This window comes from Streptomyces sp. WZ-12, from assembly GCF_028898845.1.
GTDB lineage: Bacteria > Actinomycetota > Actinomycetes > Streptomycetales > Streptomycetaceae > Streptomyces.
This window is the reverse complement of record NZ_CP118574.1, coordinates 6,212,628-6,236,861: the sequence shown is the minus strand read 5'-3', so window position 1 is coordinate 6,236,861 and position 24,234 is coordinate 6,212,628. Positions and strand designations below refer to the sequence as shown.

The following is a 24,234-nucleotide window of genomic DNA, read 5'->3' as shown; positions in this document are numbered from 1 at the left end:
CCCCGCGCGGTACGGGAGCGGGGTCAACACCCGGTTGCGGTCACTGCACCAGGGCCGTCTTGAGGGTCGCGTCGGGGGCGAGCCGGGCGAGGACGGGGCGCTGCAGGGCGTCGGTGGCCAGGGCGGCCGTGCCGGTCAGCGCGCCGGTGAGGGTGCGCCATCGGGGTGCCTGCGGGGTGCCGAGGGTGGCCAGGCTGGTGGTGCCGTCGTTGTTGCGGGCCGCCAGGAGCACCCCGTCGCGGGTGGGGTGCAGGACGAGCGGGCCGTAGCCGCGGGCGGCCAGTTCCAAGCCCTCGGTGCGCCAGGTCCGGCCGTCGGCGGGCAGCCGGTAGACGAGCGGGCGGGCGGACTTGGCGGCGCGGTAGGCCAGGAGGACCGATCCGTCGGGCCGGGCCAGTGCGGTGGGCGGGTCGGCCGGGGTCGGCAGGCCGGTGCGGCGGAGGAAGAACGGGCCGCCGGCGCGCTCCTGTTGCCAGTGGTGCACGGTGCTGTGTCCGGTGCCGAAGACGTGGACGCGCCCCTGGGTGTCGGTGACCGCGCTCAGTCCCTCCTGGACCTCGGCCGCCTCCAGGTGTGTCCAGTCGTCCCAGTGGCCGTCGGGGTGCCGCTGGCGGACGGCGACGGACTTGGCCCAGTTGCGGGCGAACAGCCATGTCGTGCCGTCGGTGGTGCGGACCGCGACGGGGCCGCCGACCCGGCGGCCGTGGTCCGGGTCGTGGTCGGGCGTGCCGAGGCTGGACCAGGCGGCGAACGCCCCGCCGGGACGCGGCTGTTCGGTCATCACCAGCTCGCGCCGGTTGTCCCGGGCGGTGGGGCCCAGGGCGGCGATGCGTTCGGCGAAGAGCTGCCAGCGGCCGTCCGGGGTCAGCAGTGCGCGCAGGCCCGGTAGCAGTCCGGTGCCGTCCAGCGGCGTGGGGTTGGTCCAACGCCCGCTGCCCCGCCCGGTTTCCCGCCACATGACGGCCCGCCCGGCGAGGACGGCGAACGCGGTCAGCCGCCCGTCGGGGGCCTGCTGCACCTGCGGGGCCGCGGTCGGGTAGCGCAGGGTGGTGCGCTGGAGCCAGCCGGTCCGGTAGGAGCGGTTCTGGCCGACGTCGTAGTCGCCGCAGCCGGCCGGGAAGCCGCACGAACCCGGGGTGCCGCCATAGGCGTTGAGGACCTGGGCCTTGGCGCGGATGAGCTGGGTGGGGAGGTTGTCCGGCCAGCGTTCGTTGTAGTAGCCGCGGTAGGCGGTGACGGCGTGCAGGCGGCCGCCCCCGGGGCCCTCGTAGCGGGCCAGGGCGGCGTAGGTGAACAGCGCGGCGGCGGTGTGGTCCGGGTGGTCGGAGTAGCCGGGCTGGTCGTGGTGGAGCCGGTGCCGTGCGTCGTGCACCTGCATGTCCGGGTCCGGGTCCAACGTCCGTACGAGCGTGGGTCGGTAGCGGTTGAGGAGGTGGACCAGGGCGTCGATCAGGCCGGCCCGGGTGATCTGGTGGGAGGTGCGGACGGGGGACGCGGTGCTGACCAGGGTGCTGGTGACCATGGTGGGGTCCGCCCACAGGTGGGGCAGGCCGCGCTTGCGTCCGTACTGCGGGAGGGAGTGCTGGCGGACGCCCAGGAAGACCAGTTGGATGCCGGCGTGGCCGTCCAGGGTGTTCACCTCGATGAGCGTGCCGTCGGGCAGCGCCAACGCCTCCATCCGCCAGGGCGCTTCGGGGTTGCCGGTGGCCATCAGGGCGTACGCCTGGCGCAGGCCCTGGCGCCGGGAGCCGGCGTAGGCGGCGAGGTCGGGCTTGGGGCGCGGCTGACCGGGCACCTTGTTGACGCCGCCGGTCTCACCGCAGTTGAGGTAGACGCTGACGATCTGGGCGTTGGCGCCGATGGTCTGCTGGACCTCCGGGTTCATGAAGTACAGGTCGTCGTCCGGGTGGGCGAGGACCTGCATGACCCGGCTGCCGTTCTGACCGTCCTCGGCGGCCGCCACCGCGCCGCGTTTGGCGGCCGGCAGGGAGGCCGTCCGCGGTGCGCCGCCGCATCCCGCCGCGGTGAGGGCGACGAGGCCGGCGACGAGGGTGCGGCGGGTGGGCTGTAGGCGCACGGAAGCTCTCTTGCAGGTCAAAGGGGTCGTTCGAAGCGGCTGGGGACCGGGAAGTAGGACTCCAGGAAGGGGCGCAGCAGGGCGGTGCTGCGGTCGAAGTCGTCCTCCGTGGAGAGGGTGTCGTTGAGGCAGAACACCCCCTTGTCGCGCTTGAGGAGGAGCCGGTCCAGCCGGTTTGCGGTGTTGGGGTGGGAGACGTCGAGGTAGACGTACTCCACTTCACCGGGCAGGGCGCGCCGGGTGTGGAAGGCGTAGTAGTGGTAGAGCGACGAGGGGATGGCGATGTCGCTGCCGCTGCGGAACCGCTGGGCGGCGGTGCTGCGGTGCTGCTCGCCGAACTCCCGCTCGATCTCGGCGAGGACGCTGCGGGTCAGCGCGTGCGGGACGTGCCGCATCTTGCTGACGGGGGTGGTGCCGAACCGTTCCTGTATCAGCGCGCGGTTGTTCTTCCCCGCGATGGAGACCGGTACGTCCTGCGGCGAGGGCGGTCCGAGCGGGACCAGCGCGGGCGAGGGGAAGAACTTGGTCAGCCCGTTGGCGAGGAAGAAGTCCTTGGGCGCCCGCTCGGAGCCGAGGAAGACGTCGTCGTTGAAGTAGAGGAAGTGTTCGGCCAGGCCGTCGATGCGGTGGAGTTGGCTTTCGATGGCGTGGGAGTTGAAGGTGGGCAGGTGGGTGGGGTCGGCGAAGATCTCGCGGTGGCTGACGACCTTGATGCCGGGTTGGGTGGTGTCGAGCCAGGCGGGGGTCTGGTCGTCGGTGACGAGGTAGATGTTGCGGACCCAGGGGGCGTACATCGCCAACGAGCGCAGCGAGTACCGCAGTTCGTCGTGGTTGGCGTAGCGCGCGGCGTTGGCGGCCTCTTCGTGGTACGCGGTGCCGGCGAACCCCGCGCGGCGGCGCTGCCACGCGGGGTCGGCGCCGTCGACCCAGGTGTAGACGACGTCGACGGGGAACGGGATGTCCTGCGGGACCTCGGTGGTGAACTCCTCGCGGGTGCGCACGGTCACGGGTGAGGCGTCGCGGGTGCCGTGGGGCGCGGTGAAGGCGGCCACGGGGACGCGGAGGAAGGGCGCGTCGGCGGGGACGGAGTCGGTGATGGGGTTGCGCCGCGGGGCGGTCAACCGGTCGCCCTCGCGCTTCCAGAACTCGATGGTGCAGCCGTGTTCGGGGCCGAGGACGAGCCGGTGGGTCGGCTCGGTGCGGTACCAAAACAGGCGCAGCGTCGTGCTCTTGGCACTGCGTCGCCACGGGGCGGGCCGGTAGGCGGGGGTGACCCGGTCGCGCTCCTCGCCCTGGGGGCCGAGGTAGAGGGGCAGCGTGCGGCTGAGGTCTTCGAGGGCGGCCAGCGCGCGCTCCCGGTCGTCGGCGGCGACGGCGACGGTGGTGCCGCCGGCCTCCGGCCCGCGGACGCAGAAGTGGTCGACGTCGGCGCGCTCCAACGCGGCGGTCACGGCACCGACGTTGGCGCGCCGGGCCGATTCGGGCGAGAGGCGTTCGTCGACGCAGGCGATCCGGGCGCGACCGTCGACGGCCAGCACGACGCCTTCCGCGGCGTCGATCAGCACGCGGCGCCTGGCGGTGAGGCCGGCGCAGCGCAGCCGCTGGACGTTGCGGCCGAGGGCGTCAGCGGTGACGAACCGCTTGACGTTGCGCCGCATTTCGGGCGAGTACCGGCCGGCTATCGCACGGCGCACCCGCTTGGGCAGGACCTTGCGGTAGACGGCGACGAGGGGCGATGCCTCGGTGTTGACGCCGCCGTCACCCCCAGGGACCGCGCCGGTCGTGCGCGGCTTGGGTTCGGGCTCGGGCCTGCTGGGTGCTGCGCTCCGCTCCGTGGGCCGCGCGCTGTCGATCTGCTTCATTCCTCTTGATCCCCCGGTCCACGAAGACGATTTCGCCCTCTAACACCAAAAATTTACCAATACACTACCTTTAACATGAGAAGTAAATGAACATTCGAGCGATCTTCCGTCAACGCCTCGGAAGAGGGCGAATGGGGCGAGGGGGATCCATGCGGCATGGGTGATTTGAGTCACTTGATCATGCTGAATCACGCGAAATTTTTTGCCCGCGCCATGCACATGCTTGACACTGAGCCCCGGCCACCGGGCCACGAGGAGAGATGACGAAGCGCCATGAGTGAAGCCCTGCTGTCCCACGCAGTGGCGGCGGCCAAGCGTGCCCGCCGCACCGCGGGCCGCGTCCGCCGTCGCGTGGAGCAGATCAACACCGTGCCGGCGCTCGGCACGCGCGCCCGCCCCCGGCCGACCCTCCCCCCGACCCACCTCTCGGTCCTCGCCGGCCGCACCCTCAACATCGCGGTGCCCTGGCCCCGAGGCGCCGCCGACGTCGCGGAGGCCCGCCTCGTCCTGGAGCGCCGGGGACGGCAGCGGACCGTTCCGCTCGCGCGGGAGCCGCAGCCGGACGGCCAGCTCCTGCTCACCGCCACCGCTGCGCTGCGCCACGCGCGCCGCGACGAGCCCGGCGTCCCCGGCCCCCGACTCGACGACGGCATCTGGCGGTTGACCGTCGTCGTGGTCGACGCGCGGGGCCAGCAGACCCGCTGCGGGATCGCGGCCCCCGACGCACCGGCCGCGGACGGCCCCACCCTCCCCAACCCGCCCAGCGCCACCAGCGGTGCCACGTTCCGGCCGGTGCGGTCCGTCGACGGCCACGCCATGATCAAGGTCGTCGGGCCGCGCGAGCACGCCGAGTTGCTCCGCTTCGACCTGCGCTGGGACCGGATCACCGTGCACGGCCGGCTGCTCGCCGCCGGCGCCCCGCACGCCGACTACACCGCGGAGGCGGTGCGCCGCGGCTCCGGCACGGTCGTCGCCGCCACCCCCACCTGGGACGGCGACCGCTTCACCTTCGACGTGCCGCTCGCCGCCATGACCCGCGGCACCCGGACCCAGCGGGTGTGGGATTTCCAACTCCGCCACGGGCGCGCCCGTCTCAAGCTCGCGCGTCGACTGACCGACGTGCGCCGCCCCAAGAAGGTCTTCCGCACCCCGTTCCGGACGATCGCCACGGACGACGGCGCGCTGCTGCGCGTGCACGCCCATCTCTCCGCGGCCGGAACCTTCGCGGTCAGCTGCGCCCCCTTCACCACCACCGAGGAAACCGCCTGATGAAGATCACGTTCCTGCTCACCTGGGGCGACGAGATGGGTGGCACGGAGATGGCCACCTACACCCAGGCGGCACATCTGGCCCCGCGCCACGAGGTCGAGGTCCTCAGCGTCCTCAAGACGCGCGAGGAACCCTTCTTCACCGCCGGCCGCGCGATACCCCGGCGCTACCTGGTCGACCGCACCGGCCCCTACGGCCGCCCGGTGCGCGACAGCGGACTGGACGAGCAGGCGTGCCGCACGCTGACGTCCCTGCCCAGCGAACTCATCAAGCCCACCTGGGAGTCCACCTTCGACCGGCTCACCGACGTCGAGATGGCCGCCGCGCTCGGCTCGCTGGACACCGACGTCCTGGTCACCACCACGCCCGCGCTGATGGCCGCCGCGGCCGAGCTGGTGCCCTCCCGCGTGATCACCGTCCACCAGGAGCACCGCGCCTCCCAACTGCGCGACGTCTCCGGCGAACCGCTGCTGGTGTACGCGCCCCGCATCGACGCCCTGGTCTCGCTGACCGAGCGCACCAACGACTGGTTCGCCGACTCCCTCGGCGCGACCGCCCCCGAGTTGGCGCACCTTCCCAACGCCGTCCCCGGTGGCTTCCGCCCCCGCTCCGACCTGGACGGCAAGACCATCGTGCTGGCCGCCCGGATGACGCCGGAGAAGCAGCTCGACCACGCCATCGAGGCGTTCGCCACCCTCGCCGACCAGCATCCCGACTGGACGATGCGGATCTTCGGCGACGGCCCGCAGGAGGTGCGGCTGCGCCGCCTCATCGACGGCCTGGCGCTGCACGACCGGGTCCAACTCCTGGGCCGTTCCTCGGAGATGGAGCACGAGTGGGCCAAGGCCGGCCTGGCCCTGCTGCCCTCCCGTAACGAGGCGTTCCCGCTGGTGCTGCTGGAGGTCTTCGCCGCCGGCGTACCGGTCATCGCCTACGACATCGTCACCGGCCCCGCCGAGATCGTCCGGCACGGCGTCGACGGCCTGCTCGTCCCGCCCGGCGACAAGGACTCCCTGGCCGTCGCCATGGACAAGCTGATGTCGGACGACGCCACCCGCCGCGCGTACGGCCAAGCTGCCCGCGAGGGCGTCCACGAGCGCTTCGGCGCCGAGCGGATCACCGCTCAGTGGGAGGAGCTCTTCGCCCGCCTGGTGGCGCGCCGCGACGACCCGCGGCGGCTGGCCGACCGCGCCGACCGCACCGCCCGCCGGATTGCCGCCGGCGGCAGCCGCAGCTTCAACGTGGCCGCGCCGATCAGCGCGTTGGCCGGCTCCGCGGACGAGCAGAAGGCCCGCGAGGTCCTCCTCCAGGCCCAGGACCGCACCGGCAGCCTGGTGCGCTCCGCCGGCCGCCTGGCCGAGGTCCGCGACGACGTCCTCGCGCCGCGCATGGCCGAGTGGAACCTGGAGATCGCCGCCTCCGCACTGACCGCGCACGCCGTCCCCTACGTCCTGCTGCGCGACGGCGGCACCAACTACCGCGTCGCCGTCGAGGTCGAGCGCCGCGAACAGGCCCTCACGGCGCTCGCCACCGAACTCCACGGCAAGCCCGTCTACGCGGAGTTGATCACCCCGCGCGGGGCCGCGCCCGGCGCCGTGCTCGCGGAGCGGCTGCGCGAGGTCGGCGAGGTGGCCGGCGTGCGCGTCTTCAAGCCGCTGACCACCGAGAGCCGCACCCTGCGCTACGGGCCCGCGTACGGCTGCACCGTGGAGTTCTGGACCGAGAACGCCGAGGACGAGGAGATGCCCGGCTGGCGCAGCACGCCCCGCGGCTCCACCCTGCTCGGCCCGCGCCTGCCCTCGCTGGCGGCGGACGCCACCCTCCGCGTCGGCGAGCGCGACCACCCCACGATGGCCGCCTTCACCGACCGCCTGATGTGGGACGTGACCTTCCCCATCGACGTCGTCTACACCTGGGTCGACGACACCGACCCCCAGTGGCGCGAGCGTCGGGACGGTGCCAAGCGCGCCGCGGGCCTGGCCGACGGCGGCGCCGACAGCGGCGACGTCCGCTTCCGCAACCGCGACGAACTGCGGTACTCGCTGCGCTCGTTGGCGATGTACGCCCCCTGGGTCCGCAACATCTACCTCGTCACCGACGACCAGACCCCCGCCTGGCTCGACACCACCCAACCCGGCATCAAGGTCGTCAGCCACCGCGAGATCTTCGCCGACCCCACCCACCTGCCCACCTTCAACTCCCACGCCATCGAAAGCCAACTCCACCGCATCGACGGCCTGGCCGAACACTTCCTCTACTTCAACGACGACGTCTTCCTCGGCCGCCCGCTCACCCCGAACGCGTTCTTCACCAGCAACGGCACGGCGCACTTCTTCCGTTCGCCCACCGCCGTCCCGCCCAGCGCGCTGTCCGAGGACGACGAGGGCTACTTCGCCGCGGCCAAGAACAACCGCGGCCTGCTGCGGCGCGAGTACGACCGCACCGCCACCCACGGCTTCCTGCACGCCCCGCACCCGCTGCGGCGCAGCGTCCTGGCGGAGCTCGCCGAGAAGTTCCCTAAGGAGATCACCACCACCGCGGCCAGCCGTTTCCGGGCGACCACGGACCTGTCCGTCGCCTCCTCCCTCCACCACCACTACGGCTATCTGACCGGCCGTTCCACCCCGGCGACCCTGTCCTGCTCGTTCGTCAACGCCGGCGACTACACCCATCACACCCGCCTCAGCCGCATGCTGGCCAGCCGCAGCCACAGCGTCTTCTGCATCGGCGAGTCGGCCGACGCCGAGGTCCCCGCCGACGAGCAGGACCGCGTCCTACGCGCCTTCCTCGGCGCGTACTTCCCGGTCCGCTCGCCGTTCGAGCGAAGCTGACGACCGCGCCTCCGACCCGGCCGAAGCGCCGGGTCGGAGGCGCTCGTGCACACCCCGGACACCCCTGCTCCGGCGCGCAGCACCCGATCACCATCGAGCCCGAAGGCCGACCCGGGGAGAATCGCCCGCATGCACGTCACGAGCCCCTCCGCCGCCCGCCCACGGACCGGACGCTTCGTCTCGACGCGGCTGGTACCCCTGCTCCTCTGCCTGCTGACGCTTGTCGGCGCCGGATGCGTCGCCACGTTCGGCCTGGCCCCGGAGGAACGGCGGGCGCGGGAGTGGCGGGCCGCGACCCCCTGTCCGACCACCGCCGCGGCCGACGTGCGCGCGGACTGTCTGACCACCCTGCCCGGGGTCGTCGAGCGCCTTGAGACGCAGCAGAGGGGTGAGGGCCGGGCCCGCCACTCCGTCCTCCGCCTGTACTTCCGCGACGCCGAGCCGATGGACCGGCTGGACGTCGAATTCGATCCCGGTGCCTACTACGCCCCCGGCGACCGCACCACCCTGACCTGGTGGCGCGGCCATTTGATGCGGATCACCACCGCACAGCAGCACACCAGCGACCTCGACGCCGTGCCACGCCCCGGCGACCTGGCCGTCGGCCTCGCCTTCGGTCTCCTCCTCATCACCGGCTGCACCATCGGCGTGCTGGCCCGACCCCGGCCCCAACGCCGGGGGCAGCCCGTCGGCCCGGGCCACCCGGCAGAACCCAACGGCCTCGCCTTCCTCCTCCCCCTCGCCGCCACCGCGGCCTGGACGCTCCCGATGGCCGGCCTCCGACCGAGCCCGCCCACCGCGGAACTGGTGGGCGCCGTCTGCACCATCGCCGTCCTCGCCCTCATCCTGCTGGCCTGGCACCTCAGCGGCCGGGCCCGACCCGTCGCCCCGCGCCCACTACCCGACGGCGAAGACGCCTTCCTCCGCGCCTACTTCCTGGACGAAACCCCGTACAACCCCCACCACATGGGCTCCCACATCGTCCTCGGCGCCGGCCCCATGGCGGTGGTCCCCCACAACGGCCCCGGCCGCCTCGCCGCCAAGGAGATCCCCACCGACCGCCTCACCGTCCAGGCGATACGCGGCCCCCACCGAGACGAGGAGACCGTCCCCACCGACTGGTACGTCGCCGACCTCCTCGACGACGGCACCCCCGTCCGCCTCACCGCCGCCCCCGCCAACCTGCTCCTCCTCATCCAACAACTGGAAGCCCAAAAGACCGGCTAACACGCCCCCTTGCGGTCACCCTCGCCGCCCTCCGCCGTCTACGTCCCTTCCTCCCGTAGGGACTTCGCAATCAACCTTCGGGCGCTTACCGCGCATCGCGGGCGCCCCATCCGTCGAGTCATCGAAATTCCAACCCTCTTCGCCTTCCCGAATTCCTACCGCGAGGCCGACTTCGACTGGAACACCGCACACAACTCGCTGCCCTTTCCTGTCGAGGGTCACGAGCCGGGTCTGCGCTCCGCTCCAGAGTGAGAGTGCAGAAGGACAACTATCGGGTTTCTTCAGCGCGTTGTCCGTTCACGCTAATCTGCGAAGTTCGCGACCGCCGTCACCAGCACCAGAGCGTTACGGATCCCGATTCGGCTGAGGGCGGGAGCCACTGCGCCGTGGTAGACGCCTCGTCCTGCGGGCGGCAGAAGCTGACGGACCGTGGTGACGGCCGGATGCGCAGTGCGCACCCGTGAGAGTTCGCTGCGGTTGATTCCCCACGGCATGGGCGGCGCCGTAAAGCCTCGTTTGTTGCGCACGGCGCCGGTCAGCGTACGGTTGCTGAACCAGCGGGGCACGGTGTCGAAAACGAGGGAGCCCCCGGGAAACGCTTGAGCGCACCCTGCAATCAAGTCCCTTACCTGGAAAGGGTGTAGGTACATCAGGAGCCCCTGAGCGGTGATGAGCACTCCTCGTGACCGGTCGACCTCGTCGCACCAAGAAAGGTCGAGCGCCGAACAGGCAATGGTGCGTCGGCGATCACCATCCGGGAGCAAGGACCAACGCAGCTCGGCAGTCTCCGGGAGCTCGACACCCAGCCACTGGGCACGGCCGTTGTCGCAACGCCAGAACTGAGTTTCCAGCCCCTCAGCCAGCTGAACAACGGTGCCGTAAGGGTGGGCGGCCAGGAAGTCCCGCACCGCGTCATCGAACGTACGGACTCGCAACGCATGGCCTTGCGCAACGAGGTCGACCGGTCTCCCGAAGTTCCTCTCGAAGGGGTAGTCGAGCTCTTCAACCAGTTCCACGGCTTTGGGGTCATGAAGTACCGGTCGCGAACGGCCTGCCTCCCCCGCACGCTGATACAGATTCCACAGCAACATCTCTGGAACACCGCTCAGGGTGACGGCACACCCAGCACCGGAGCCACGGTCCATCGAACTACTCCTGCCTCGGCACAGCCGACCACAACGGATGGAGTGGCTCAAGGTAAGTTGCCCGGCGAAGTCGTACGGAGCGGCTCGCCGATGTCCAAGGTATGACCGGCCTCTCGCCGTGAATTGGCCCGACACGCTAGCGACTCTCCGCCTCGCCTACCGGACGTGTAAGTAGCCGCGGACGACGTGGAATTGACGCTGGCCGTCGAGAGCGATGCTCGGAGCCCGTGGATCGGCGGGGGCAAGGAGGGCGCACCTTCCCCGATGGTCCCGTGACGGACTCCGATCAGGCCCGCGCACACAACGCGCGTCGGGAAGTCACGGACCCGCTCTCAAGTCAACCAGTGCGCGGTCGAGTTGGCTGCCGAGACCGATTCCGCCCACCGACGTCTCACAGTCCACAACGGCCACCACCAGGCCCGGACTATGATCACCGCGGCTGGATCGGCCGAGGCCAGGGCACCGCCGTGAACGACCGACGGGTGGACAAGGACGACCCGCCAGCGGAAGAAGTTCCCCTCGAAGCTCCTCGCGCCGTGATGCCGCAAGTCCGGCTGACAGAACCCCACTTGTCCTCAACCAGATCAATTCGGAGCGCCGAGAGCCCGGCGCGACTGGACTACCGCGCCCAACGTCCCATGGTCGGCGCGGTGCCGATCAGGCACTCGATGTCCGTCGGGAAGCCAACGAGGGCGTGGGCGGTCAGGCGCAGGTGGCCCTCAAGGCAGACCAGGCTGTCCTGTCTCTCGCCGACGAGGATGAGCGGAGGAAACCGCTCGCCCCTGACGAGTGCGTGGGCTGCTTCGACGAAAGGTTCGTTGGGCACGTCGAACGCCCGTAACCCTGCCTTGATGCGTGCGGCCGCGTCGGTCGGTCGACGGCTGCCACCCGATAGTTCGACCCAGTAGGAATAGTCGAGGTAGCGCACGCTGGCCGCCTCGCCGGCGGTCAGCAGCGCCCTGGTCCAGGCGACCTGAGCGGGGAAGTTCTCGAACAGATCACGGTCCTCGCCGTACCCGCGCACCGCGGCGAGCAGAGCGCGACGTGCCAGGTTCGCTCCGGCGTCGGAGAGGTCCGGATGCGTCAGCAAGCGCTCGGCCCGCCCGGCTGCCGCCAGGTGGGACCGGAGGTTCTGGCCGAACCTCCGGCTGGACAGTTCGCCGCGCAAGAAGCAGGCGACCATCTCGTCCTCACTGCTCAAACCCAGTACCTGCACGACCGTCAGCATAGGGTCGAGCTCTGCACCCGGGCGTCGGCGACGGCCCGGTCCGGCCCCTCGCCATCCTCGGCTACTGCGCGCCCCACCAACTCGTCGTGCGACAACGGGAGATGCGCGGCGACGGACGGAGCGCCGGAGACGCCATCAAGGGCGATGGCGCCGCCAGGCCCTGCTCAAGAACTGCCGCACGCGCCCCCGGGCAGACGACGGACGGCTGGGCCCCAGGAGGAACCAAAAGAGCTCCGGCGCCAGGTCCGAGACCCGGCGCCGGAGCGGGCGCTACTTACCGCGCCTACTTGCTGAATGCGCTGTTGGTGCAGCCCATGGTCGAACCCATGTGGGTGTTCTGTGCGCCCGGCGCACCCTCGCCGCCCAGCAGGTTGCCACCCAGGCCGTTCCCGATACCGACCTCGCCGAGGACATCGAGGTTGGTGTCGTGCGACCGGCACGAGGCACTCTGCCTGATGTCGAAGCGGGCGCCGCGACCGCCCATGTCGCCGTCGGCGTAGGCGGTGCTGGCGCCGAGGATGCTGATGCTGCCGAGGGCGGCGGCAACGACAGCGGCCTTGTGAAGCATGCGCATTTTTTCTCCGGTGGATTGAGCGAATGAGGCCGATGCGTACGGACTTCGTACAGCTGGGAGGTTAATGCGAACCGTGCGCGAAGTCGCCGCACGACGCGCCGGATTGTATGATGTCGGTTTTTGATTTGTCATGGGTTGTGTTTTGCGCGCCCGAAAGTCTCCCGCAAGCGCAACAACCGCACAACAATCAACCATTCGGCCGCATGAATCACACAACGTTCAAGCGAACGGCACATCACTCGCACCCTACAGCCTTCGACCTTTCTCCCCATTGCCCGAGCGGGACTTTTGAGGAGCATGAGAACCAAGCCGTTTCTTTCGCCGTCCCGACGAAATCCTGTTCGCACTTCCCGCGCTCGCGCGATCAGGTGATTGCTTGGCGTGGACCAGGGACTCCGCCTCGCTTGAAGTGCCAGGGTGACCTGTGCCGGCAACAAATCAAGGCCACGCAATGAAGCAGGAGCCACTATGCGTCGTGCACTCGCCGCTTCCCTGGGGGCCGTCGCCCTCATTGGGATCCTCTCCGCACCCGCCCATGCCGGTGGTACCGGTACGGGCCTAGGAGGGGCACTTGGCAGCCCCCTGAAGCTCGTCACCAACCTCGGCCCCCTGCACCTCGGTCGGCTGCCGCTGCTCGACCGACGCTGAGTTCCACGTCCTGGCTCAGTCAACCGAGGTCGAGCGGGGCAGACGCATCGTGTCCGGCGAAGTCCTGCCACTCTCGCCGGACACGTTGTTGCATTCGGGCGCGACCAGCAGGCACATTGCCTCAGCCTTCGAACCGCCGACTGGAAGATTCACCCACTTCACCCCCACCGGGGCGAAGCAAATTCCTGTGAATTAAATACCAGTTGCGATGTGTCGATAATTCTCAGGCAGAGAGATCCCCCGGCGCGCGGCCGGGGCTCATGATCCCCTGCTTCCCATTCGCTCGGGGCAACCGTCCCTCCGAACCGAACCTGCACGCCGATCCGCAACCTCGGAATTCCCACCCCGACATCACCGAGCGAGCGCCAATTCCCTTGAGCGTCTTTCGTGAGCCGATGACATTCAAGTATGAATCTTCATAGAATCGGAACTATGGGCACTCCGTGGATGGGCGAGCATGCACATCGAGCTGAAAGAGTGACGGAAAAGGCATATTCAGAGCTTTTGGCCCACATCCTCGTTGTGTGTTGTGCGGTCCGTGGATGTGGCCGCACCGTCAAGGAGGAGTCACGTGATCAAAAGGGTCATTGCCACTTCTGTTGCCACGAGTGGCCTGCTGCTCGCCGGCGCTGGTATGGCCGTCGCCGACGCCGGGGCCGAGGGGGCGGCTGCCGGGTCTCCCGGTGTCCTGTCCGGGAACCAGCTCCAAGTGCCTGTTCACATCCCGGTCAACGCGTGCGGCAACACCGTGGACGTCGTCGGAGCGCTCAATCCCGCATTCGGTAACCACTGCGCCAACACATCGAAGAAGCATGTGCGCACCCACCACCGGGTGCAGGAGAACCTGCCGCCCGTGGCGCACGACAGACATCCGGCTCAGCACCGGTCGCCGGCCCCTCGGATGCACCACCATCACCACGTCAATGTGCCTGCTGCTCACCCGCAGTTGGCAAAGACTGGTGGGGACGAACAGCTTCGCCTGGCGGCCGTGATGAGTGCCGGGCTGTTGACAGGCGGCTTCCTCCTCTACCGTCGAGGGCGTCGTCTTCGCGTCAACTGAGCGAGCGGAGCGGTCACTTCACGTGAGCGTCCCGCGCAGTACGCCCGGGTGCACATTCCCGGGAAGATCAGACAGCCTGGTGGCAATTTATTGACTGATTCCACCAGGCACGTCGATGAGCCCGGACTTCACAGCCCGGGTCGCTAGGTGGTCGGTGCTGGCAGTTCATCGCAATCGTCGGTGAACTGCCGTCCAGCAGGCACTTCGATCCGCCGCGGATATGTCACTGTTCCAAACCGGGTCGGTGGGCGGTCTCGCCGGTAGGACCGTCGCCATGGCCGGGGCGATCACGGGCACCTCGCTCGCCAACCCCGTTCGTCGAGGGCTCTTCTCCGACCAGGTCGGCATCCGCTCGGACCACATCATCGGCCGGACGCGGAGATGAGGGGTCGTGCGTCGTGCCCCTGTTGCGTACCGCGCCGACAAGTGGGTCTCCGGCTGACTGGCCGGCCCGCTGGCCCCTCGCGCTCGTGGCGGACGGCCACTTGCCGCTGGTGTTCCGGTCCGGGGTCGTGCCGTTGAAGGCCGGCTTCGGCCTCCTCGCTCAGGCGCCGCCGGCGATTGTGTCGACCACTTCCTCCAGGACCACCTGCCAGTCCCCCAACTGCCCCTCCGCAGCGCAGCATCTCGCCGAGCCAGAACCCCTCGCGTGCCGTCGCGCCGAAGCCTCCGCAGGCGGCATCGACACCGAACCGTCGCTCTGTATCTGCCAGTTGCACTCACGCCGTACCAGAGGGGAACTACCGAATGCCCTCCACGCGCTGGCGGTCGCTTCAAAGCACCGCCCCATCAATTCAGCAGCGTGAGGCCGGGATCGGGATTGCCTGGCCCGGCCATTCGGTCGTGGGCATCCAGCAGCGGATGCGAATGCCGGAAGGGGCTGTGGTGTCCGGCCCGTAGACCGGACACCACAGCCCCTTCCTGTTTGCTTGCGGAGGGCGATGTTGTTGTGGCTCGTACGCTTGCGCTGGCGAGTGCATTGCGCGCCGGCAGAGCCCTCACCGCTGAGCACATGGCCCAACGCGCCTTTCGGCACCCCGGCCTGGGCTGGGAAATTGACGCTCAGGTCGTGCGACCGAGGTCTCTCCGAGAAAGCCTGCGGAGCCGAGGCAGGAGCAGCGATCTACGAGGCCGGCAATTACCGAACAGGCGCTTGCTGGACGGCAGTCTGCGGGACGACCTGCTGTGCCGGGGCCTGCGCCTGCGGGGCGATCTGCGGAGTCGCGGCCTGAGGAGCACTCTGCGGCGCGGATGCCTGAGGGGCGACCTGCTGGACCGGTGCCTGGGGGATCATCTGCTGGACCGGAGCCTGCGGGGCAACCTGCGGCGCGGAGGGCTGGGGGGCGATCTGCTGAGCCGGAGCCTGTGCCTGCTGGGCCGGCGCCTGCGCCTGGGGGGTCATCTGCTGGACCGGAGCCTGCGGTTGCGGGGCAACCTGCGGCGCCGCGGCCTGGGGAGCGAACTGCGGCGCCACGGCCTGAGGAGCAAGCTGCGGGGCAGCCTGCTGGCCACCGTCCCCCTCACGACCGTGCGACTCGCCGCCACGCGAGGTGGCCCCGGAAGCCGATGCCGAGACGGCCCAGGCCCCCGCTTCCGGACCGGAGCCGTACCCGTCAGCAAAGCTGACGCCGGTACCGGCGATGGACAGGCAGCCGACCGCTGCGACAACAATGGCAACACTCTGAAGTCTGCGCATGGAACCTTTGATCCTCGGGTTTCGTGTGGTTGGAGGTGACACCCCTCGACTACTTAATGTGAGTATAGGGAACACACACAGTAGTCAACGATTTCCGCCCCCTACACAATTCGTGTCGGACCCGCAACCGGAGGCCCGCTCCTGCCCGACCGGCCCGGAGACCGCCCCCTTCGGCCCCATGAGAGAGCGAGCCAAGAGGCCAGCCGGGGACCGGTCTCCGCTTGATGCGCTGCAGCGGAGCCAGGCCCCGCCGGGGGCACCGCGAGCTGGCGCGACCGCCCCGGAGGCGCCCCAACTCCGTAGCCACGACTGGCTGCACAGACACAGGAGACCGGGCCGCAAGCCCCGCCCGATGGTGCCGCGAGAGCACGGACTGACGCGCTCGACCCGAGTGGACGCGCTCAGGCTCCGGCCCCGGTCCGCTCCTTGAACGGGCTGCCGTCCCAGGCGCGAGGTCGACCGCTTCGGACGCGGGAGCCGAAGTGCCCGGAAGCACACACCGGTTGGCGGAAACCCCGGATGGGTCAGCGGCCGGGGTGGGCCATCAGCAAACCACGACAAGGAGCTACGCACGTGCGAGACGCACACGCATCACGTACCCCCGCGGCGTTCGGCGGTGACGCCTCAACAACTACCTCCACCGCCAAGCGGACAGCGCAGCAGACCTGACCGCACTGGCGCATCGGGCCGAGGAGCAAGCCCGCCACCGGCGCTTCGGCGGCCCGATCCGCGAGCGAGCCGCCCATGCCGGGCGCGCCTTGCGCCTGGGGGAACTTCCCCAACGGGCACGGGGTGCGGATTGGACAGCCGGAGCAGCGAAGAGCAAACACGAACGGCCGGGCTCGGATTACCCGGCCCGGCCATCGGTCGTGGGAGGTCAGAAGTGCGACCGCCTGAGCCCCTTGGGGAGCGAGAACCTGTTGGAGCAGTCCATACGAGGACCAGCCTCCGTGAACTTCCTGCCACCCAGGAGGCCGCTCTCAGGGAATACCACACGGTGCCGGGACGAGGTATGGCACCGCTGGTACTGCCTGACGATAACGTGCTTGCCGTCCTTGGTGGTGAAGCTGGCCTCTTTCTTGTGGACGCAGGTCCGGCCGTCCGCGTCGCCACGGGTGCAACCGCTCCCGTCTGCAGCGTAAGCCTGGGGGCCGACGGCACAGGTACCGGCGAGGCCACCCAGCAACGCTGCAATGACCGCGAACTTCTTCCCACTGACCATGTACTGGGATCCTTTGTGATTGAGGCTCGGGTGCGGACACCACGAGCGGGTCCGCACCCGAGCTTTAGGGACACCGGAAGGGCGCTCAGCATCCGGCCCACGGACCAGACGCCACAGCCCCTTCGGTTACTTGCGGAGAGCGACGTTGTCGCAGCCCATGCGCGAGCCCTGGTGAGTGCGCTGCGCACCCGCGGCACCCTCGCCGTTGAGTGCGTTGCCCAACACGCCGTTCAGCAGCCCGGCTTGGCCGAGGACGTTGAGGTTCAGGTCGTGCGACCGGCACATGGTGTGCTGGTCGACGTCGATGTTCGTGCGCTTCTCCGGAGCCGTCTGCTGGGCCGGGGCCTGCGGAACGTACTGCGGGGCCGGAGCCTGCTGAACCGGGGCCTGCTGGATGGGTGCTTGCTGGACCGGGGCCGGCGGAGCGTACTGCGGGGCGGGCGCTTGGGGGGCGGCCTGCGGGGCGGGGGCCTGCGCCTGCGGAGCAGCCTGCGGACCGCCATCCGACCCGCCGCCACGCGAAGCGGCACCTGCAGCGGATGCCGAGACGGCCCAGGCACCGGCCTCCGGACCGGAGCCGTACCCGTCAGCAATGCTGACGCCGGTACCGACAGTGGACAGGCAGCCGACCGCTGCGATGACGATGGCGACACTCTGAAGTCTGCGCATGGAACCTTTGATCCTCGGGTTTCGTGTGGTTGGAGGTGACACCCCTCGACTACTTAGTGTGAGTATATTTAACACCCAGAGTAGTCAACGCTTTTCGTCCATACACAATTCGTGTCGGGCCCGCAACTTGAAGCCTCCCCCTCGGCCCTCGACGAAGAATCACCACGGCGCACGCCAGCCCTCCACTCCCCGGGCGGTGAGCCCAAAGCAATTCCTTCGATTCACGCACGACGCAGTCAACAGGCCCACGCATGAAGCGAGTTGATCGAATGGCGCGCCTCTCCGCCACCACGTGCGACGGACCTCCAGACGTCATTGCCACAGCCCGCCCTGCCCTGTCGGGGTAGAAACGAGCCTCCCCCCCGACGGGGGCACGGGGCGCCACCGACAGTCACCCGTTTGCCCGCGGCGGCATTCCGCCGCCACCCGGCGAGGAGTACGGAAGTCCACGGTTTTCCCTCGACGAACATCACCACAAGCCCCCCTGCGGCGACGAACAGTTGCCGAGCACGCCAGCCGTCACCAGAAAGCCGCACACTTCGCCCCTGGAGCTGCTCACGCATCACGGCCAAGTCGGCCTTGCACGCCAAAACACATATTCAGAGCGCGAGTTCGATATTGCGATATTCACCCACTGACCGCCAGTCAAGAAAGGGCATGGGACGGGTGAACTGTCGGCCCGAGCCGACCACTTCGCCCACAGGGCAGTTCGCCACCGCGCACCCGGGACCCACCACTCGACGTCGCACAGCCAGCGAATGCAGTTCACCCAACGAACCCGGAGCTCCCCCCTTGCGGGCAAGGGCGAACGCAAGCTCCACTCACGAACCCCGGGGCTTCACCCCGGAGTTCGACACAAGGCGCGAAGCGGAGTAGAACCCCACTTTGACTACTGCTAGTGTTCGCGCAGCCACAAACAGCAATTGGGCTGCAGAATAGATACCGAAGGGCCGAGGGGTTCCATGCGCAAGATTCAAAAGGTCATGCTCGTCGCTGCGGCGGCCAGCGGCCTGACCGCCATCGGTGCCGGAGCCGGCACCGCCTACGCTCACGGCGGCGCCAGGCAGCACGTCGACCTCTTCCGTCCGTACCAGGAGTGCAGCCCGCAGACGGTGGCCGACGCCAACCTTCCGCTCGGTTTGCTTGCCGTACCCGAAACGTGGGGCACCACCTGCGGCCAGTTCAACCACGCCTTCCGCAAGTAAGGCACCGGGTCAGCCGCACCCGACGCCAAACGCGGGCCCTTCGGGATTGTTCCCCCGAAGGGCCCGCTTTGTTTTGGGGCGGGCAATAGGATCACTCGCAGTGCGGCTGAATGGGTGATTCGCCTAGCATCACCTGCCCCACCTCCGGTTCGTTGAGGACCCAACTCGCCCGGGACGTGGGAATGTTCAAGGGCTGAAGCCTGTCTATCGCGCCCATAGCATTCGGCGCGTCGCACAGCAACTGCGGATCTTTTGTATTAACTAACCGTAACTGCATGAAGTGATCACCCAGAGATCGCTTCAGACCAATCTATGGAGAAGAAATGCGCAAGATCCACAAGGCTGCTGTCGTGACCGCTGCCATCGGCAGCCTCGGGTTCCTGGGCGCCGGCACGTCGTATGCGTACGGCGGTGCGGGCGACCACGTCGCCATCAGCCAGGGATCCCAGTGCCGGTCGCACGACCTGAACCTCGACGTCCTCGGCGAGGTCGGCATCCTCAACGGCCTGGCGAGCAACCTGATCAACGGCGAGGGCGCCGCGGGCGCGCAGGCGTCCCCGGTCGGCTCGGGCATGGGCTGCAACAACAGCGCCCTCAGCAAGTAACGGGAAGGGGGGCCGGTGCCCGGGAATGCGGACCCAGGGAACCGGACCCCCTTCCGATTCTCCGAGTTCGGGTGCGGACCGGAATCGGCACGCTGCCCCGAGCATCAATCACAAAGGAACACGGTCATGTTCAGTGGGAAGAAGATCGCAGCCGCCTCAGCATTGCTGGGTGGTCTCGCATCCGCCAGCGTCATCGCCACCCCGGCGAACGCCGTAGCCGCCAACGGCCTCTGCTCACGCGACGTCCAGGGCAATGTCACCTGCCTTCAGAGGAGCACCGGCACGAACCAGGACGGCGGATACACCCTGAATCAGTCGCAGACCTGCCAACCGACGTCGCCCGTGACGCTTCCGACACACGGCATTCTCAACCCCGGGAGTGCGCAGATCGGGCCCGCCATCACGTGTTCCAACACCGCGCCGATTCCCGGGGACCAGATGAACGGCATGAACTGAGGCTCCACACAAGGGCGGGTACTCGGCAAGCTGTCGAGACCGCAGCGCGGCGACCGGGGCGCCTCCCACGTCCTGGTCGTACCACGGCCGGTCGGGGTTAAGCCCTCGTGGTGCAATCCAGTACACGGTCGACGCCCCGTGATACCTCGTAAGGGCAGGACATGCCAGCTCGCCCTACGGATCCGCACTCGTTTGGAAGCGGGGGTGCGGACCATCGGGCGGCTTCATAAACCAGCGATGGCCGGAACGAGTTCAACTCGGTCCGGCCATCGCTGGTTTACATCCTTGAGACTCGCGGAAGCCTAGAGGTCTGGCATCGCTCAGGAACAAGTAAGTCCCGGCTCCGAGTTCATTGTTCGGAGCCGGGACTTCTATCGACTACTGCGCATTTGACGCCCGCTCAGAAGGCGGCGTTGTCACAGCGCATGTTGGAGCCCAGACGCGAGCTCTGCGCACCCGCTGCGCCCTCACCGTTGAGCGCGTTGCCCAGCACGCCGTTGAGGACGCCGACAGCACCGAGTACATCGATGTTCATGTCGTGCGACCGGCACTCCGTGCCCTGCTTGATGTCGAAGTCGTGGCCCGGCTCGCCATGGGCGAAGGCGGTGCCAGTCCCCAGTGCGCCGACGCTACCGAGGGCGGCGACGGCCACGACAGCAGCCTTGTGGAACTTGTGCATTGCTTCTCCGGTGGTTGAGTTGGTTGCGATGCGTACCCGATCGGGGCTTGCCACTACACGCGCCTCACGCCGAGTGCCCCACAGCAGGACATGGCATCGGCTCGTGCGAGGAAAGTGGTCGTTCTGGTCTAGCGGAACACCTCAGGGGACCGGCGACAGGTACGCATTCGTTGAGGGATATCGCCGGTTCCACCAGGCATTCGACGGTGAGGGGAACGGCACCGTCTCCGTTGCTCCGGACCGCAAGGACGGCACTCCAAGCGTCCTTGGGTGAGGGATCAGACGTGGGGCAGATCCAGTTGGCCCACCGGAGGTGCCGCCAGTCGCCCCATTCCGAGCGGATTGACCTGCGGGACGCTCGGTGAGACCAACGGGTCGACCAGCGGGCTGACTTGGGGACTGATCTGCGGGTTGACCTGGGGACCGGATTGCGGGGGAAGGACCTGCGGAACCGCGACCTCAGGCGCCACACGCGGCGTAACCTGCGGGGCTGCCTGGGGAGCGACCTGCCCGCCAGGTGCCGGAGCGGCGGCTTGCGGAGACTGCTGCGGACCATTGGCCGAGGAAGTGGTGGCCTGCGCAACGCTGTGCGAAGCAGCCCATGCGCTGGCATGTGGGCTTTCCTGTTGCGGCCCGTACTGCTGCTGCGGAGCGGGCTGTTGGGCGTACTGCGGCGGAGCAGGCGGAGCGTACTGCTGCTGAACGGGCTGCTGCACGTACTGCTGCGGAGCAGGCTGCTGGGCATACTGCGGCGGAGCAGGCGGAGCGTACTGCTGCTGAACGGGCTGCTGCACGTACTGCTGCGGAGCAGGCTGCTGGGCATACTGCGGCGGAGCAGGCGGAGCGTACTGCTGCTGAACGGGCTGCTGCACGTACTGCTGCGGAGCAGGCTGCTGTTGAGGAGGAGGTGGAGCGTACTGCTGCTGAGTGGGAGCTTGCGGAGCCGAGGGCTGCTGAGCGAACCCCGGCGCCGTCGACTGCGGGGCGGGGGGCGTGGCGGCGCCGTTGTATCCGACAGGAGCATCGGCGTAGCTCACGCCGGCCCCGATACTGGACAGACCGCCGGCCGCTGCCACGACCAGCGCGATCTGCTGAAGCTTACGCATGGAACCCTCAGCCCTTCATTACCTACATGGAAACCGATTACTTATCGCTGTCTTGTCCACAAGCAGAGGCAGCTCGGGGCTCCACACCCTGTGCACCTCGGGAGAACCACGCCGGAAGCATCCTGCCGGTCCGCAACCATGCCGAACGCGAAACCCTGCAATGCTCGTTGGAGCTGACGACACCGTCATCGCCTGGCCTCCGAACTACACCGGGTCGCACGCCAACATCATCGCCGGGAACTGCCCGGCACCAGGGTCACGTCGTCCCAGCCGATGCCCCACAGCCCCACTCGCTGTCCTCTCCGAGGAACGGAACACCCCCCGGCCTGGTAACGGGAACCCGAGTGCACTCACCCATTTGCCCACGACCAAGGGTCATTCGAAGCGCTGGGGGCGACTTTGGGAGCGTTGCGGTCCGCCTGGGCGCCCTGCCACCCCTCCGCACACGGCCGATTTCTCGTTCAGCTGCTTGCTTTCCCTTTGCCGGGCTGCCATGTCCGTGTCGCGGGTCGCCTGAGAGTTGCCCCGGAGAAGTGCGACCACAACCGAGAGGGACTTCACGGAAGTCGTGAAATCCGCCGGGATGGATCTAGAAGCCGTCATGAAGATTCCGATTAATTCGGATAATCCGATTTCATTCACCCAAGGAAAAGTCGTCACAACGCTGAGGGAACTCGCGTTCAAGTGCATTTACACCAAGCAAAAAGGGGTCCCGACACCCAGCCTTGCGGCTCGGTGTCGGGACCCCTTCGGGTGACCTACGCGATGGGCGTCGATCAGAAGGCGGTGTTGTTGCACCCCATGGTCGAACCCAGGTGGGTGGACTGCGCGCCCGGCGCACCTTCGCCGTTGAGCGCGTTACCCAGCAGGCCGTTGAGGACCCCAACCTCGCCGAGGACATCGAGGTTCAGGTCATGCGACCGGCACTGCGAGCTCTGCCTGATGTCGAACTGACCTCCGCCGACACCACCGCGACCGTCTGCGTTGGCGGTGCCGGCGCCGAGGAAGCCGACGCTACCGAGGGCGGCGGCCACGACGGCAGCCTTGTAAAGCATGCGCATTGTTTCTCCGGAAAGATTGAGCCGATGCGGTCTGTGATGTACCGACTTCGTACAGACAGGGAGGCTAATAGGAAATATCCGTCAACTCTGCGCGACGCGCCGCATTATGAGATGGGGCAGTCGGGAATTGCATCGCCGTCGCCGTAGTTCGAGGTCCTGACCTGGCAATATCGGTGACCTGCGGTGCGGAGATCCACCTGTTCGGCGGCGTAATCCAAACGTTCCGCGGCCCCGAGCCGCAATCGGACCCTCCGGGGCGTACCCGCGAAGGGTCCGATTGCGGCGCGCGGCCGCAGTTGACCTACCTCGCGGTGGCCAAGGCGTTGGCCTGGGAGTTGGTCTGGGCGCAGGTGAATCCGCGGGTCTCGGGAGTGGCGAGCACGCCGATCGGGACGTTGGCGTCGAGCAGCGACTGCGGGCTGCACTCCTGGGCCGGCCGGAACAGGTTGTTCTGCTCGGACGGGGCGGACTGCGGCAGGACCTGAGCGACCTGAGGAGAAAGGTGGGGGCTGATCTGGGGGTTGACCTGTGGGGACACCTGCGCGCCTTGCGGCTGAGCGACGGACTGCGGAGCAGCGTGCTGCGGTCCGCCACGCGAGCCGTAAGCGTGCGACGTGGCGCCCGAAGCGGTCCAGGCGGCGGCCTGATTGCCGTCAGGCCCCGGCGCGTTCTGCGGTGTGGGGCCATATCCCACAGGAGCGTCGGCGACACTCACACCGGCGCCGATACTGGACAGACCGCCGGCCGCTGCGACGACCAGCGCGATCTGTTGAAGCTTACGCATGGAACCCTCAGCCCTTCATTACCTACATGGAAACCGATTACTTATCGCCGTCTTGTGCGCGAGTAGAGGCAACCCGGGGCTCCACACCCTGCACACCTGAAGACAGCGCACCGACACCACCGCCGCGCCCCACCTAGCTCAGGAACAAGACGCCCTGGTCGACGGGCCGCAGTCCCAACCGCTGCCCTCTCCCAGCGAGGAACGGGGAACCATGTGTCGCGGTAACGGCAGCCTCTGCGCACTCACCCGTTTGCGCGCCCTCAAGAATCATTTGGAGTGCCGGTAGCCGCCCTTCACCAGCAGTCCTGATCTACTCCCGAACTCCGGCGAGTTGGCACGCGCCACTTGACGCCAACCACTTGCCATCAGCCCAACTCGGCGCAGGGTACGCAAGGTTCGTGACGATCTTTTGCCGCCCACCAATACCCGTGGGGAGGTGAACGGGCGATAGCCAGACGGGTCGTTGACGCTTCAGCCCACCACGGCGGCCGCATCCCTAATTCTGCATGAAGAAGTTATTTTCCGAATGCCTCAGGGGCGAAACCTGCTGGCAACCCTGCACGCAGAGCAGGAGAACGGCGGCCAGCGCGGAAGGGCTAATAACACGCTGACCGCCAACGTCCTCCCATCAGAAAGAACCCTGCCATGCTACGCCCTTCACGCTCCCTACTGTTCTCGGGTCCGGAACCTTTGCCCAACTCACACTCGCTGGCGGCCCAGAAGCCTGTCTCATCGATGTTGATTCCGGCCTCCGTACGGCTACGGTCGATGGATTCCGCACGCCAAGTACCGGTCACTTGAGTGGACTTACGTTCCTATCAAACCCGGAG

Annotated in this window: 20 protein-coding genes and 1 pseudogene; 9 read left to right on the top strand and 12 right to left on the bottom strand. The window is 68.4% G+C overall.

Annotation, left to right across the window (positions count from 1 at the left end; all coding sequences use genetic code 11):
- Positions 1-40: 40 nt before the first annotated feature.
- Both PV796_RS26965 and PV796_RS26960 read right to left on the bottom strand, forming a co-directional pair.
- Positions 41-2,077, bottom strand: coding sequence for a PIG-L family deacetylase (locus PV796_RS26965; protein WP_274915977.1), 2,037 nt, complete (start codon positions 2,075-2,077; stop codon positions 41-43).
- Between the two features lie 17 nt (positions 2,078-2,094).
- On the bottom strand, positions 2,095-3,939 hold the full coding sequence (locus tag PV796_RS26960; RefSeq protein WP_274915976.1) for a stealth family protein: 1,845 nt from the start codon (positions 3,937-3,939) through the stop codon (positions 2,095-2,097).
- Between the two features lie 273 nt (positions 3,940-4,212).
- On the opposite strand from PV796_RS26960, the gene PV796_RS26955 reads away from it, so the two are divergent.
- The 3 genes from PV796_RS26955 (at position 4,213) to PV796_RS26945 (ending at position 9,266) form a co-directional block, all read left to right on the top strand.
- Positions 4,213-5,208 (top strand): hypothetical protein, encoded by a 996-nt coding sequence (locus PV796_RS26955; RefSeq protein ID WP_274915975.1) that lies wholly within the window; start codon positions 4,213-4,215, stop codon positions 5,206-5,208.
- Positions 5,208-8,039 carry a stealth conserved region 3 domain-containing protein gene (locus PV796_RS26950; protein ID WP_274915974.1) on the top strand — a complete coding sequence of 944 codons (2,832 nt, stop codon included), beginning with the start codon at positions 5,208-5,210 and terminating at the stop codon, positions 8,037-8,039. Before PV796_RS26955 ends, PV796_RS26950 begins: the two co-directional genes overlap by 1 nt.
- A gap of 129 nt (positions 8,040-8,168) precedes the next feature.
- Positions 8,169-9,266 carry a hypothetical protein gene (locus PV796_RS26945; RefSeq protein ID WP_274915973.1) on the top strand — a complete coding sequence of 366 codons (1,098 nt, stop codon included), beginning with the start codon at positions 8,169-8,171 and terminating at the stop codon, positions 9,264-9,266.
- Between the two features lie 302 nt (positions 9,267-9,568).
- On the opposite strand, the gene PV796_RS26940 is transcribed toward PV796_RS26945, so the two are convergent.
- The 3 genes from PV796_RS26940 to PV796_RS26930 form a co-directional block, all read right to left on the bottom strand.
- On the bottom strand, positions 9,569-10,411 hold the full coding sequence (locus tag PV796_RS26940) for a class I SAM-dependent methyltransferase (RefSeq protein ID WP_274915972.1): 843 nt from the start codon (positions 10,409-10,411) through the stop codon (positions 9,569-9,571).
- A 619-nt stretch (positions 10,412-11,030) separates the two neighbouring features.
- Complete coding sequence (locus tag PV796_RS26935) at positions 11,031-11,627, bottom strand: hypothetical protein (RefSeq protein WP_274915971.1); 597 nt, start codon at positions 11,625-11,627, stop codon at positions 11,031-11,033.
- Positions 11,628-11,922: 295 nt separating this feature from the next.
- Positions 11,923-12,213 (bottom strand): hypothetical protein, encoded by a 291-nt coding sequence (locus tag PV796_RS26930; RefSeq protein ID WP_274915970.1) that lies wholly within the window; start codon positions 12,211-12,213, stop codon positions 11,923-11,925.
- A gap of 468 nt (positions 12,214-12,681) precedes the next feature.
- Here PV796_RS26930 and PV796_RS26925 point away from each other — a divergent pair, with 468 nt between their 5' ends.
- From PV796_RS26925 to PV796_RS26915, 3 genes and pseudogenes are all read left to right on the top strand, one after another.
- Entirely contained in the window at positions 12,682-12,861 is a 180-nt protein-coding gene (locus PV796_RS26925) for a hypothetical protein (RefSeq protein WP_274915969.1), read from the top strand.
- Between the two features lie 571 nt (positions 12,862-13,432).
- Positions 13,433-13,660 (top strand): annotated as a pseudogene (locus PV796_RS26920) (chaplin); the annotation flags it as partial.
- Positions 13,661-14,141: 481 nt separating this feature from the next.
- Positions 14,142-14,306, top strand: a complete 165-nt coding sequence (locus tag PV796_RS26915) for a hypothetical protein (RefSeq protein ID WP_274915968.1) — start codon at positions 14,142-14,144, stop codon at positions 14,304-14,306.
- A 753-nt stretch (positions 14,307-15,059) separates the two neighbouring features.
- Here the strand turns inward: PV796_RS26915 and PV796_RS26910 are convergent.
- From PV796_RS26910 to PV796_RS26900, 3 genes are all read right to left on the bottom strand, one after another.
- A complete protein-coding gene (locus tag PV796_RS26910) occupies positions 15,060-15,617 on the bottom strand; it encodes a hypothetical protein (protein ID WP_274915967.1) in 558 nt (185 codons plus the stop codon).
- Positions 15,618-16,494: 877 nt separating this feature from the next.
- Positions 16,495-16,839, bottom strand: coding sequence for a hypothetical protein (locus tag PV796_RS26905; protein ID WP_274915966.1), 345 nt, complete (start codon positions 16,837-16,839; stop codon positions 16,495-16,497).
- Between the two features lie 126 nt (positions 16,840-16,965).
- Positions 16,966-17,508: a hypothetical protein gene (locus PV796_RS26900; protein WP_274919409.1), complete on the bottom strand. Its 543-nt coding sequence runs from the start codon at positions 17,506-17,508 to the stop codon at positions 16,966-16,968.
- A 962-nt stretch (positions 17,509-18,470) separates the two neighbouring features.
- On the opposite strand from PV796_RS26900, the gene PV796_RS26895 reads away from it, so the two are divergent.
- The 3 genes from PV796_RS26895 (at position 18,471) to PV796_RS26885 (ending at position 19,774) form a co-directional block, all read left to right on the top strand.
- Entirely contained in the window at positions 18,471-18,713 is a 243-nt protein-coding gene (locus PV796_RS26895; protein ID WP_274915965.1) for a hypothetical protein, read from the top strand.
- 323 nt (positions 18,714-19,036) lie between these two features.
- Positions 19,037-19,318: a hypothetical protein gene (locus tag PV796_RS26890; protein ID WP_274915964.1), complete on the top strand. Its 282-nt coding sequence runs from the start codon at positions 19,037-19,039 to the stop codon at positions 19,316-19,318.
- Positions 19,319-19,444: 126 nt separating this feature from the next.
- Complete coding sequence (locus PV796_RS26885) at positions 19,445-19,774, top strand: hypothetical protein (RefSeq protein WP_274915963.1); 330 nt, start codon at positions 19,445-19,447, stop codon at positions 19,772-19,774.
- 400 nt (positions 19,775-20,174) lie between these two features.
- Here the strand turns inward: PV796_RS26885 and PV796_RS26880 are convergent, their stop codons facing one another.
- From PV796_RS26880 to PV796_RS26865, 4 genes are all read right to left on the bottom strand, one after another.
- Positions 20,175-20,453 carry a hypothetical protein gene (locus PV796_RS26880; RefSeq protein ID WP_274915962.1) on the bottom strand — a complete coding sequence of 93 codons (279 nt, stop codon included), beginning with the start codon at positions 20,451-20,453 and terminating at the stop codon, positions 20,175-20,177.
- Positions 20,454-20,731: 278 nt separating this feature from the next.
- Positions 20,732-21,559 (bottom strand): hypothetical protein, encoded by an 828-nt coding sequence (locus tag PV796_RS26875; protein ID WP_274915961.1) that lies wholly within the window; start codon positions 21,557-21,559, stop codon positions 20,732-20,734.
- 776 nt (positions 21,560-22,335) lie between these two features.
- A complete protein-coding gene (locus PV796_RS26870) occupies positions 22,336-22,620 on the bottom strand; it encodes a hypothetical protein (RefSeq protein ID WP_274915960.1) in 285 nt (94 codons plus the stop codon).
- A gap of 301 nt (positions 22,621-22,921) precedes the next feature.
- Entirely contained in the window at positions 22,922-23,158 is a 237-nt protein-coding gene (locus tag PV796_RS26865) for a hypothetical protein (protein ID WP_274915959.1), read from the bottom strand.
- Positions 23,159-24,234 lie beyond the last annotated feature (1,076 nt).